The sequence below is a fragment of the Pseudohaliea rubra DSM 19751 genome, from assembly GCF_000764025.1.
In the GTDB taxonomy this organism is placed as follows: Bacteria; Pseudomonadota; Gammaproteobacteria; order Pseudomonadales; family Halieaceae; genus Pseudohaliea; species Pseudohaliea rubra.
This window is the reverse complement of record NZ_KN234746.1, coordinates 1-11,684: the sequence shown is the minus strand read 5'-3', so window position 1 is coordinate 11,684 and position 11,684 is coordinate 1. Positions and strand designations below refer to the sequence as shown.

Genomic DNA, 11,684 nt, shown 5'->3' with positions numbered 1-11,684 from the left:
GCGCCTTGGCAAGCCACCGCGACCGCTACAGGCCTTTCCGGTAGGCGTAGGGTGTGACCCCGGTCCAGCCCTTGAAGGCGCGGATGAAGGCGCTGGACTCGGAGAAGCCGGCGCGGTGAGCGATCTCCTCGATGGACAGGCCCCGGCGCCCGAGATAGTGCAGAGCCACGTCGCGACGCAGCTGGTTCTTGATATCCTTGAAGGTGGTGCCTTCCCGGGCCAGGCGACGGCGCAGCGTCTGCGGGTGGACCTCCAGTGCCGCCGCTACCTCGCCGAGCTCGGGCATGGCGAGGAGGTTCTGGCGCACCAGGTCGCGCACCTGCGCCGTCCAGGTCGCCCGGGGATACTGCTGGGTCAGCATGATCAGCACCGGGTGCCGCAGGAAGCGCCTCAGTGTCGCCTCGTTCTGGACCACCGGCCGGTCCATGAGGCCCGCGGGAAACTCCAGGGCACAGCGGCCCGCCTCGAAGTCCACGGGGCTGGCAAGGAACATGCGGCGATAGTCGTCGGGCTGCGCCGCCGGGGGGTAGTCGAGGCGGGTCCGGTACAGGGGCAGGTGCTCCTGCACCAGCCAGCTGCCGAAGCGGTGCACGTTGAACAGGAACAATTCCTTGAGGTACGGGTCCACTGCTGTCGTGCCCTGCTCCCGGAGGCGCACGGCAGCCTGATCGCCGCTGACCTCGAAGGCGGACGCCGGGTCATGGCCGAAGAGGGCGTAGAATCGACACAGGCGCGCGAGGGCCTGGCCGAGGGTCGCGCTGCCGATGACCGCATGGCACATCATGTCCCAGCTGCCGAGGGGTATGGGGCGCTGGCCGTAGCCCAGGGCTTCATCGCCCAGGGCCTGCATGGTGGCGACCTGCAGGTCCGCGAAGCGCTCGATAGCGATGCGGGCGTGGGGTTCGCGCAGGAGCCGGGGAGTAATGCGGTGGTGGCGCAGGAGGGGCAGCGGGTCGACGCCGAGGCGCACCGTGTGGCGCAGCACGGCGCGGGCGAAGTGCACCGAGATCGATTGCTTGCGCAAGGGCGCGTCCTGTCAGTTTGGGTCAATAAATTTGTCCGTGGCGGTCATTGCCGCCCTCGGTGGCGCTGCACATACTGGCCCTCGCCCCAATCGCCCACCACGGAGATTCGCGATGTTGCCACGCAACTTCACCGAAGAACAAACCATGTTCCGCGATGCTTATCGCAAGTTTCTCACCAGCGAGATTGTGCCACATATGGAGCGCTGGCGTGAGGCGGGCATCGTCGACCGGGAGGCCTTCCGGCGCGCCGGCGAGCAGGGTTTTCTCATGGTCTGGCCGGAGGAAAAATACGGCGGCATGGGCGATGAGGACTTTCGCTTCGAGCAGGTCATCATCGAGGAAGCGGCCTACGCCCGCGTCGGCGACTGGTATTCGACGCTGCACAGCCGGCTGGTAGGGCCCTATTTCACGCGTTTCGGCAGCGAGGAGCAGTGCGAACGCTTCCTGCCGAAATGCGTCAGCGGAGAGTGCATCCTCGCCGTCGCCATGACCGAGCCCGATGCCGGCTCGGACCTTGCCGGTATGCGCTCTACAGCCCGGGAAGCGGGTGACCACTGGGTGCTCAACGGCTCCAAGACCTACATCTCCAACGGCATCAACGCCGACGCGGTGATCGTCGCCGCCAAGACGGATCCGGACAACAACCCTCATCACATGACCCTGTTCATCGTTGAGCGGGGCATGGAGGGGTTCGAGCGCGGCCGCAACCTCAAGAAGATGGGGATGAAGGCCCAGGACACGGCTGAGCTTTTCTTCAATGACGTGCGGATTCCGAAGGCCAATGTGCTCGGCGAGCCCGGCAAGGGCTTTATTTACCTTATGGAGGGCCTGGCCGAGGAGCGACTCATCGGCGCCTGCGGCTACCTCGCGTCGGCCCAGCTGTCCTGGGACCTGACCTACGATTACGTGCGCGAGCGCAAGGCTTTCGGCAAGCCCCTGGCGGCCTTTCAGAACACCCAATTCAAGCTGGCAGAGGTTCGCACGGAGCTGGATATCGCGCAGAGTTATGTCGACCAGTGCGTCGCCGCCTTCAACGCGGGTCAGCTGACGGCGGTGGACGCCGCCAAGGCAAAGCTGGTCACCAGTGAGCTGCAGGTGAAGGCCGCCGACGTCGGGGTTCAGCTCCACGGCGGCGCAGGCTATATGGACGAATACGCGATCAGCCGTCAGTATACCGATGCGCGGATCGCTACCATCTACGCCGGCAGCTCGGAGGTCATGAAGATCATCATCAGTCGCGACTGCCTGGCAGACGACTATACGCCATTCAATACCCGTAACTTCTGAAGCACGGAGAAAGCACCATGGATCTGTCAGGGAAAGTCGCCATTGTCACCGGCGGGGCCTCCGGCCTCGGCCGCGCTACCGTTGAGGCCTATGTGGCCAAGGGCGTGAAGGTAGGCATCTTCGACCTCAACGAGCAGGCCGGGGACGAGATGATCCAGGCCCTCGGCGCCGACTCCGTAGCCTTCTGGAAGGTCAACGTCGCCGATGAGGATTCCGTAAGCACCGCTGTGGCCGGTGTCGTGGAGAAGTTCGGCGCGCTGCATATCTGCAACAATTACGCGGGCATCGGCAGCGCCTGCAAGACCCTGGGCAAGAAGGGGGTCTTTCCCCTCGACATGTTCATGGGTGTGATCAATGTCAACCTCGTGGGGACCTTCAACGTGTCCCGCTACGCGGCCGAGCAGATGGCCAAGAACGATCCGGTTTTCGGCGACGACGGCCGGGGGGTCATTATCAACACCGCGTCCATCGCGGCCTACGAGGGGCAGGTGGGCCAGCTTGCCTACAGCGCCTCGAAGGGCGGCGTGGTCGGCATGACGCTGCCGATGGCCCGCGATCTGGCGTCCTATGGCATTCGCGTGAACACGATCGTGCCCGGGCTCATCCATACCCCGCTCTTTGAATCGCTGCCCGAGCCTGCCTACAAGTCCCTGGAAGCGAGCGTCCTTTACCCGCACCGCCTCGGCAGGCCGGAAGAAATCGCACATCTGTCCGTATTCATCGCCGAGAACGACTACGTTAACGGCGAGTGTATCCGCCTTGATGGCGGTATCCGGATGCAGCCCAAATGACGCAGCGCAAGTAAGGAGAGCACCATGGGGCCCCTCAACGGCTATACGGTCATCGAGCTCGCCGGCATCGGTCCGGCGCCCATGGGCGGTATGTTGCTCGCCGACATGGGCGCGGAGGTGATCCGGGTCGACCGCGCCGGCGGCGCGGATCCGAAGCTCACAGAGCGCGTTAGCGGCCGCGGCAAGAAGTCTATCGTTATCAATCTCAAGGATTCCGCGGGCGTGGAGACGCTGCTGCGCATGGTGGAGAACGCCGATGTGCTCATCGATCCTTTCCGCCCAGGGGTCTGCGAGAAGCTGGGGATCGGACCCGAGGTCTGCCTGGCGCGTAACCCCAAGCTTGTCTTCGCGCGCATGACCGGCTGGGGCCAGGAGGGCCCGCTGGCGCGCGCTGCCGGCCACGACATTAACTATATCTCTCTCACTGGCGCCCTCTATGCGGTGGGCCCGGGGGAGGGGCGGCCCACACCGCCCCTGAACCTCATCGGCGACATGGGCGGCGGCGGCATGCTGCTGGTGCAGGGCGTGCTGGCCGCGCTGCTGGAGGCCAGCAATTCGGGGCAGGGGCAGGCTATTGACGTGGCCATGGTCGATGGCGCCGCGCAGCTCATGTGGATGTTCCACAGCTTCCAGGCCATGGGCGCCTGGAATGCCGATGCGCGGGAAGCCAACCTCCTCGACGGCGGCGCGCATTTTTACGGCACCTATGAGTGTTCCGACGGTGAATATGTGGCCATCGGCTCCATCGAGCCGCAGTTCTATGCTCTGCTGCTGGAAAAGGCGGGCCTTTCCCCCGAGGAGTTCGGTGACCAGAACAACCAGGCCAGGTGGCCTGCGCTGCGCGAAAAGCTCGCCGCGGTGTTTCGCGCGAAGACCCGCGACGAGTGGTGCGCTCTCATGGAGGGTACGGATGTCTGCTTTGCGCCGGTGCTGCGCTTCACCGAGGCCCCTGAGCACCCGGCCAATGTAGCCCGGGAGACCTATATCGACGTCGAGGGCGTCGTACAGCCGGCGCCGGCGCCGCGCTTTGCGCGCACGCCATCGACGGTGCGCCACGGCGTCCGTGGGGCCGGCGAGGATACGGACAGTATTCTTACCGCCATGGGCTTTGCCGAGCAGGAAATCCAGCAGTTGAAGGCCGGCGGCAGCGTCGCCTGACCGGCCCGGGGGAACCGCCATGAATGATTTCAACACCGTTCGCATCGACCGTGACGGTCCCGTGGCGGTTGTCACGCTGGACCGTCCGGACAGTCTCAACAGTTTCAACGGCGAGTTGCGACGGGAGTTCCTCGCAGCGGTGCAGGCGGTGAATGCCGACCCGGCGATCCGCGTTGCGGTGCTCACCGGTGCTGGCCGCGCTTTTTGCGCAGGCGCAGACCTGTCTGAGGGTTTGTCGCCGGATGACGGCGGCGGCCATGCCACCGAGGCCATGCTCAACGATGAGTACAAACCGGCGGTACTGGCGATTACCCAGTCCCGCAAGCCGTGGATTGCCGCTGTGAATGGCGCCGCGGCGGGCATCGGCAGTGCCTTCGCCATGGCCTGTGATCTCTCGATCATGGGCGAGAGCGCCTACCTCTACCAGGCCTTCGTGGCCATCGGCCTTGTGCCCGACGGCGGCGCCACCTGGCACCTGGCGCGGACCCTCGGGCCGCTGCGCGCTTTTGACCTGATGACCTCGGGAGAAAAGGTGCCCGCGGCGCGCTGCATGGAACTCGGCCTGACCAATCGGGTAGTGGCCGATGACGTGCTCGTGGACAGCGCCGTGGCCTGGGCTCAGGCGCTTGCCGGCAAGGCGCCGCTGGCTCTGGAGTACATCAAGAAATCCCTCGCCTTCGCCATGGAGCAGGACCTGGCTACGGTGATCGCTCACGAGGCGTCGCTGCAGCACAGCTGTGTCGACAGTGCTGATGCGAAGGAGGGCGTGATGGCCTTTCTGGAGAAGCGCCAGGCCAACTGGTCCGGCCACTGACCGGGAGCGTCCGGTGGCCGAAGACAGCAACGGCGAGCTGCGACCGGAACTGGCCGCCCTCCGTGAGCGTCTGGCACGTACCGGTGACGAGGCCCGGGCCGGTGACCGCGACAAGCGCCACGGCAAGGGGTGCCGCACGGCCCGGGAGAACCTCGCAGACCTTGTTGATGACGGCAGTTTCCAGGAATACGGTCAGCTCGCGGTAGCTGCCCAGCGCAGCCGCCGCGACTACGCGGAGCTCCAGCTCCGTACCGCCGGGGACGGCATCATCACCGGGACCGCGTGCATCAACGGAGCCCGGTTCGGCGAGGCGGCCACACGGACGGCGGTGATCGTCAATGACTACTCGGTGCTCGCCGGTACCCAGGGATTCTTTCACCACCGCAAGCTGGACCGGCTCTGCGAGCTGGCGGAGCGCCTGGCGCTGCCGGTGGTCATGTATACCGAGGGTGGCGGCGGTCGGCCGGGCGATACAGATGTGCTGACGCAGATCGCAGGCCTCAACGTGCCGTCCTTCGCCGCCTGGGCGCGGCTGGCAGGTAAAGTGCCGCGGATCGCTGTCAACAACGGCTACTGCTTTGCCGGCAACGCAGCACTTTTCGGCTGTGCAGATTTCCGTATCGCCACGCGCCGCTCCTGGATCGGCATGGCCGGCCCAGCGATGATCGAAGGCGGCGGCCTCGGGCGCTTCGATCCCACGGAGATCGGCCCCATCGAGGTGCAGGAGCGTAACGGTGTGGTCGACCTGGTGGTCGAGGACGAGGCCGCCGCTACGGCCGCTGCCCGTCAGCTCCTCGGTTACTTTCAGGGGGATCTGGAGCACTGGGACTGCGCCGACCAGGCAGCCCTCCGGGATCTGGTGCCCGAGGACCGGCGCTGGGGCTATCCGGTGCGCCGGGTCATCGAGACCCTTGCCGACACCGGCTCCTTTTTTGAGCTCGGCCGGGTTCACGGCCGCAGCGTGATCACCGGCTTCCTGCGCATCGAGGGCCGCCCCCTGGCGCTTGTCGCCAATGACTGTCAGCAGCTCGGGGGGGCGGTGGATGCGGAGGCAGCGGAAAAGGCCGCACGCTTCCTCGGCACCTGCAACGCCCTGGGCCTGCCGGTCCTGTCGCTCACGGACACGCCCGGTTTCATGGTGGGCCCGGACAGTGAAGCCGACGCCGCCGTGCGCCGCATGGCCAGCCTGTTCACCGCCGGTGCTGCGCTCACGGTACCGGTAATCGCGATCTTCCTGCGCAAGGGCTACGGCCTTGGCGCCATGGCCATGGTCGGCGGCTCCTTTGCCGAGCCGGTCTATGCGGCGGCCTGGCCCACGGGAGAGTTCGGCGGCATGGGTCTTGAGGGGGCGGTGCGCCTCGGTTACAGCAAGGAGCTGGCCGCCGAGCCCGACGATGCCAGCCGCGCCGCGCTCTTTGAGCAGCTGGTGGCAAAGCTCTACGAGGTCGGCAAGGCCACGGAGGCGGCTGCCCATCTGGAGATCGACGCGGTGCTTGACCCTGCGGATACCCGCGCCGCCATACGCGAAGCACTTATCGGCGCCGTCGGCGCCCTCAGCAGAAGGTAAGACCCATGGACAAGCTTTTTGACCTTTCCGGCAAGGTTGCCGTGGTGACCGGCGGTTCCCGCGGCATCGGCGCCATGATCGCTCGCGGCCTCGTCGGTGCCGGCGTGCGTACCTACATCACGGCCAGGCGTGAGGAGGAGCTCCTCGCCACGGCAGAGGAACTCGGCGCCTTCGGCGAGTGCATTGCGCTGCCGTCCAACCTCGGCAGCGTTGAGGGCGTGCAGGCCTTTGCGGATGCTGTGCGCGAGCGTGAGCCGGCGCTGCACATTCTCTTCAACAACGCCGGTGCAAGCTGGGGTGCGCCCATCGACGAGTTTCCCGAGAACGGCTGGGACAAGGTCATGGATCTGAACGTCAAATCCCTGTTCTTCCTCACCCAGAAGCTTCTGCCTGCACTGTGCGCCGGAGGCACTGCGGAGGACCCGGCGCGGGTGGTGAATATCGGCTCCATAAACGGCCTCACCTATGCGCCGCTGCAGAACTACTCGTATACCGCCAGCAAAGCGGCGGTACACCATCTGACCCGGCAGATGGCAACAGACCTCGCCGGGGACTACATTAATGTGAATGCCATTGCGCCGGGGTTCTTCCCGAGCAAAATGACCGCGCACATGCTTGAGCACGAAGCGGAGATGGTAAAAGCGATTCCCCGGGGCCGGCTGGGGCAGCCGGAGGACGCCGCCGGCACGGCGATCTACCTCTGTGCCCGTGCCTCGGCTTTTGTTACCGGCCACGTGCTGGTGCTCGACGGCGGCCAGGCGGTTAGCGCCTGACCGGCACTGCTGCGCTCAGGCGGTCACCACGACGAGCCGTACGGCCTGCAGGTGCAGGTCGGCGCGGGCGATGGCGGCCAGGCTCTCCTCCCGCTGCCAGCGCAGGTGCTCGATCTCGTCGTCCCGCACCTGCGGGTTCACCCGCTGCAGCGATTCCAGCCGGGTGATCTCCTCGCCGAGATAGTTCTCTGCGCGCCGCGCCGCATCCTCACGGAGCGTTGTCAGGTGCTTCTCGGCAAGGCCCGCCGCCGCAGCCAGGCGTTCATCGACGGCTCCCTGAAGCTGGCGGATGATTCCCACGGCGGTGGCATGGTCCACCCTGCGCACCAGCTGATTGAGGCGCTCGTGAGACACGGCCTGGGACAGGTCCCGGTCGCGGCTGTCCACGAGCACACGCTGCGGTGACAGGGAAAGGAAACGCTGCAGCTGCAGGCTCTTCGGTGCACTCGCGTTCACGGTGTACAGGCACTCAAGAAGCAGCGTGCCCGTTGCTACGCCGCGGAGCTTCAAGGTACCCAGAGCGGCGTTGCCGAGCTCCGTGGACAGGATAGCCTCCATGGCCTCCGTGACCATGGGGTGCTCCCAGCTCAGAAAGGCCATGTCTTCCCGGGCGAGGGCCGTGGCGCGGTCGAAGGTCACCGTGCGTCCATCCTCGGGCAGCGCCGGGAAGTGCGCCGTATCCATGTGTTCCCCGGGGCGCAGCACCAGACAGCCTTCACTGTGGTACTCGTGCTCCACGTTCAGGTTGTCACAGAGTGTTTCGAAGTAGGCCTGCAGCTCCCCGCTTCGCTCGCTGTCTCGGATGGCCTCGATGATGCGCTCCGCCTCCGGCCGCCGGCAGGCATTGCGCTCCAGCAGCCGGTCCCGCCCTTCGGCGAGGCGTCGGTTCGCGGCAGCAGTGGCCTCGCGGGTCTCGGCGATGAGCCGGTCGCTATCGGCTGTGCCCTCCAGGGTGGCCTCAAGCTGTTCCCGGAAGGCGTCGAACACCGGTCGGCCGGCGGGGCAGTTCTGCCGGAAGATGTCCAGGCCCTCATGAAGCCAGCGGAAGAGCCGTTCCTGTGCCGTCCCTGCAAGGTAGGGTACGTGAATGTGCACCTCGCCGGTCTGACCGATGCGGTCGAGGCGACCAATGCGCTGTTCCAGCAGGTCCGGGTTGCGGGGCAGGTCGAAGAGTACCAGATGCTGCGCGAACTGGAAGTTGCGCCCCTCGCTGCCGATTTCCGAGCAGACCAGGGCCTGGGCGCCGCTCTCGGCGTCGGCGAACCAGGCGGCCGCACGGTCCCGCTCGATAATTGAAAGCCCCTCGTGAAAAGCCGCGCAGCGGATGCCGGCGCGCAGATGCAGGTAATGCTCCAGCTGCTCAGCGCAGCGGGCGGTGCTGCAGATCACCAGCGCCTTCTGTGGGCGCAGTGCACGGAGCTTGTCGCGGAGCCAGGCGACCCGGGGCTCCGCGGCGAGCCAGGCATCGTCCCGGGCATGACGTTCCGGATAGAGGGCGCCGGGCTCTGCTGCCGGCCCGGCGGCGGGAAGGGCGCTTGCGTGTAGCTGTCGCGCCGGAAAGCCGCCGACGCTGGCCCGCGTGTTGCGGTAGAGGACCCGGCCTGTGCCGTGCCGGTCGAGGATGCGCCCGATGAGCACGGCGTCGCTCGCTCCCTCGTCGAGCCCCGGCGGCAGGCTCGCCGGGCGCCGGCCGGCCTCGATGGCCTCCAGCAGCTCGCTCCACTGCCGATAGCCCGCCTCCTCGGCGCGGAAAACCTCCAGGTCGTGGAAGCGCGCTGGATCAATAAGGGCAAGGCGGGCGAAGTGGCTTTCCACGCCGAGCTGCTCCGGCGTGGCCGTGAGCAGCAGGAGGCCGGGACTTGCGCTCGCGAGGGCGCTGACAAAGCGATAGTCCTGCCCGGGAGCGTCGGGCTGCCAGTGGAGGTGGTGTGCCTCGTCCACCACGACGATATCCCAGGGCGCGGCGAGCGCATCGGCCTGGGCCTCGGGATCCTCGTAAAGCAGGTCTCCTGCGCAGAGCACCAGCTGTTCAGTCTCGAAGGGGTTTTCCCCGTCGCCGGCTGCCAGGCGCTCGGCGTCGAAGAGGGCAAAGTGCAGGTTGAAGCGGCGCAGCATCTCTACCAGCCACTGGTGCAGAAGCGGCTCCGGGACCAGCACCAGCACGCGACTGGCACGGCCCGTGAGCAGCTGCTGGTGCAGAATCATGCCCGCCTCGATCGTCTTCCCGAGGCCCACCTCGTCCGCCAGCAGTACCCGCGGTGCGTGTCGTCGCCCGACGCTTGCCGCGATGTAGAGCTGGTGCGGCAGCAGCTGCGTGCGTGGTCCCAGGAGCCCGCGGGCCGGGTCCCGCTGCAGTCGGTCGAGCTGCAAACAGGTGGCAACGCGGAGGGCAAAGGCCTCGTGGCGGTCGAAGTGACCGTTGCGCAGCCGCTGCTGCGGCGTGGTGAGCTGCACAAAGGCGTCGAGCTCGATTTCCGGCACCTCGTGCGCCTCCCCGGCGGCGTCCGCGGTGCGGTAGAAAAGCAGACCCTCGCGCTCTGTAACGGCGGTGACGTCGAGCTCGCGACCGTCGGCGGTGCGCAGTCGGTCGCCGGTCTTGAAGCGGAGCCGGGTCAGCGGTGCCCGCCCGGCGGCGTAGGTGCGCTCTTCGCCTACGGCGGGAAAGCTCAGGGTGACCCGGGGCCCCTCGCTGGCAACCACGATGCCGAGCCCGAGCTGTGCATCCGCATGACTGACCCAGCGCTGGCCGAGAGCAAACTCCACCACGCCGACCTCAGGCCGCGAGCGCCGGGACATCGCCCGGGAAGAAAAGGTTGTAGCTCGAACGCCGGGTGATGGCCAGCAGCGCCTCCACCGATAGCCCCTTGAGGTCGGCAAGCGCCTCGGCAATAAAAGGCAGGTAGCAGGGGGCGTTCGTCGTGCCCCGGTAGGGGACCGGCGTCAGGTAGGGCGCATCGGTTTCCAGCAGCAGCTGCTCCACGGGCGTCAGCTCGACGATGGCGCGGACGTTGTCTGCGTTGCGAAAAGTGGTGATGCCATTGAAGCCGAGATAGAAGCCGGCCTCGAGGGCAAACTCCGCGAGGCGCTGCCCCGAGGTGAAGCTGTGAATGACTCCCCGGCGGGAAAGTGCCGGCAGGTATTCGGAGAGGATTGTCTCCGTGTCCTCGTCTGCCTCGCGGCTGTGGATCACTACCGGCAGCGACAGCTCCGCGGCCAGGGTCAGCTGGCGGGCGAAGGCATCGCGCTGGGCGCCCCGGTCAGCGTGGTCGTAGTAATAATCGAGACCGATCTCGCCGATGGCTACGACCCGCGGGTGACCGGCACCCTCGCGGATGGCGGCCTCTACGACGTGGTCGTAATTGCCGGCTTCGTGCGGGTGGATACCCTGGGTGCACCAGACGCGGGGGTCGGCCTCTGCGAGGCGGCGCACTGTGGCCAGGTTGTCGGGCGCTACGGCAATGGTGACCACCCGTTCGATGCCGGCCTCTTCGGCCGCGGCGAGGGTCTCGGCCAGGGCGTCTTCGCCGAGGTAGTCGAGGTGACAATGAGTCTCGACGATCGGCGTAACGAAGCGGGGAATGGCGCGCCGCTGTCTCTTGCTCATGGTGATGGTCTCCGCGTCGATCGGCAGGACGCTGCCCGCGGTCTTTCGATAGGCTGTGTTTTTGCGCATTATAGCGAGTGATGATGATCCCGTATGCCCCCCGATGGCTTCCCCTGGCGCTGTGCTTTACGCTGCTGGCCGCCCTGATGCCGGCGGCCGTCACGTTGGCGGCGGCTGAACCTTATGGCGAAGCGTTCGCCCGGGTCGGCGCCAGCTGGGCCGAGGGAGGGCAGCCGCCGTCGCTGCTGCCTCCCCCGCCGGCTGCAGAGGAGGCGCCGGCAAGGGCGGAACTCGAGGCTTTGCGCGGACAGCTGGCGGCCCTGGAGACCACAGGCGGGCCTTATGCCGCTGGCCTCGAGGAGCCTTTGGCAGCCCTCGGTCGGGGCCTTGCCGCCCGCGGTCGCTATGGCGAGGCTGTCACGGCGTACCGCCGGGCGCTGCACGTGCTGCGCGTTAACAATGGCCTTTACGGCGAGGCACAGAAGCCGCTGCTGGCCGCGCTCCTTGGCACCTACCGTGCCGCCGGCGATTTCGCGGCTCTCGATGAGCAGTATCCCTGGTTTTACCGCGTCTACGGCAACGGGCAGCCGCCGCTGACTGGCCTGCGCCTCGACGCCGCGCTGGCCTGGCAGCGCTGGCAGCGGGAGGCGCTGCGCCGGGGCCTC

At 66.9% G+C, this 11,684-nt stretch carries 9 protein-coding genes and 1 pseudogene; 7 read left to right on the top strand and 3 right to left on the bottom strand.

What is annotated here, in order from left to right:
- Positions 1 to 25: 25 nt before the first annotated feature.
- Complete coding sequence (locus tag HRUBRA_RS01235; RefSeq protein ID WP_035513747.1) at positions 26 to 1,024, bottom strand: AraC family transcriptional regulator; 999 nt, start codon at positions 1,022 to 1,024, stop codon at positions 26 to 28.
- Between the two features lie 112 nt (positions 1,025 to 1,136).
- On the opposite strand from HRUBRA_RS01235, the gene HRUBRA_RS01230 reads away from it, so the two are divergent.
- From HRUBRA_RS01230 to HRUBRA_RS01205, 6 genes are read left to right on the top strand one after another with little or no spacing between them, the layout of a single operon-like run.
- Positions 1,137 to 2,312: an acyl-CoA dehydrogenase family protein gene (locus HRUBRA_RS01230; protein ID WP_035513745.1), complete on the top strand. Its 1,176-nt coding sequence runs from the start codon at positions 1,137 to 1,139 to the stop codon at positions 2,310 to 2,312.
- A 17-nt stretch (positions 2,313 to 2,329) separates the two neighbouring features.
- On the top strand, positions 2,330 to 3,103 hold the full coding sequence (locus HRUBRA_RS01225; protein WP_035513744.1) for an SDR family NAD(P)-dependent oxidoreductase: 774 nt from the start codon (positions 2,330 to 2,332) through the stop codon (positions 3,101 to 3,103).
- A 24-nt stretch (positions 3,104 to 3,127) separates the two neighbouring features.
- Complete coding sequence (locus HRUBRA_RS01220; RefSeq protein ID WP_035513743.1) at positions 3,128 to 4,261, top strand: CaiB/BaiF CoA transferase family protein; 1,134 nt, start codon at positions 3,128 to 3,130, stop codon at positions 4,259 to 4,261.
- 19 nt (positions 4,262 to 4,280) lie between these two features.
- Complete coding sequence (locus HRUBRA_RS01215) at positions 4,281 to 5,075, top strand: enoyl-CoA hydratase/isomerase family protein (RefSeq protein ID WP_035513742.1); 795 nt, start codon at positions 4,281 to 4,283, stop codon at positions 5,073 to 5,075.
- Positions 5,076 to 5,088: 13 nt separating this feature from the next.
- Positions 5,089 to 6,642, top strand: a complete 1,554-nt coding sequence (locus HRUBRA_RS01210; RefSeq protein WP_035513739.1) for an acyl-CoA carboxylase subunit beta — start codon at positions 5,089 to 5,091, stop codon at positions 6,640 to 6,642.
- 5 nt (positions 6,643 to 6,647) lie between these two features.
- The gene (locus HRUBRA_RS01205) at positions 6,648 to 7,415 is read left to right on the top strand and encodes an SDR family oxidoreductase (RefSeq protein WP_035513738.1); all 768 of its coding nucleotides are present in this window, start codon (positions 6,648 to 6,650) and stop codon (positions 7,413 to 7,415) included.
- A gap of 15 nt (positions 7,416 to 7,430) precedes the next feature.
- Here the strand turns inward: HRUBRA_RS01205 and rapA are convergent, their stop codons facing one another.
- The gene (rapA, locus tag HRUBRA_RS01200) at positions 7,431 to 10,181 is read right to left on the bottom strand and encodes an RNA polymerase-associated protein RapA (protein ID WP_236629748.1); all 2,751 of its coding nucleotides are present in this window, start codon (positions 10,179 to 10,181) and stop codon (positions 7,431 to 7,433) included.
- A 7-nt stretch (positions 10,182 to 10,188) separates the two neighbouring features.
- Positions 10,189 to 11,019 (bottom strand): TatD family hydrolase, encoded by an 831-nt coding sequence (locus HRUBRA_RS01195; protein ID WP_035513976.1) that lies wholly within the window; start codon positions 11,017 to 11,019, stop codon positions 10,189 to 10,191.
- 77 nt (positions 11,020 to 11,096) lie between these two features.
- On the opposite strand from HRUBRA_RS01195, the pseudogene HRUBRA_RS01190 reads away from it, so the two are divergent.
- Positions 11,097 to 11,684 (top strand): annotated as a pseudogene (locus tag HRUBRA_RS01190) (hypothetical protein); the annotation flags it as partial.

Bases quoted from the DNA above. Each gene is read 5' to 3' on its own strand.
- HRUBRA_RS01220 (WP_035513743.1), top strand. From the start codon at position 3,128: ATGGGGCCCCTCAACGGCTATACGGTCATCGAGCTCGCCGGCATCGGT.
- HRUBRA_RS01195 (WP_035513976.1), bottom strand. From the start codon at position 11,019: ATGAGCAAGAGACAGCGGCGCGCCATTCCCCGCTTCGTTACGCCGATC.
- HRUBRA_RS01215 (WP_035513742.1), top strand. From the start codon at position 4,281: ATGAATGATTTCAACACCGTTCGCATCGACCGTGACGGTCCCGTGGCG.
- HRUBRA_RS01205 (WP_035513738.1), top strand. From the start codon at position 6,648: ATGGACAAGCTTTTTGACCTTTCCGGCAAGGTTGCCGTGGTGACCGGC.
- HRUBRA_RS01225 (WP_035513744.1), top strand. From the start codon at position 2,330: ATGGATCTGTCAGGGAAAGTCGCCATTGTCACCGGCGGGGCCTCCGGC.
- HRUBRA_RS01230 (WP_035513745.1), top strand. From the start codon at position 1,137: ATGTTGCCACGCAACTTCACCGAAGAACAAACCATGTTCCGCGATGCT.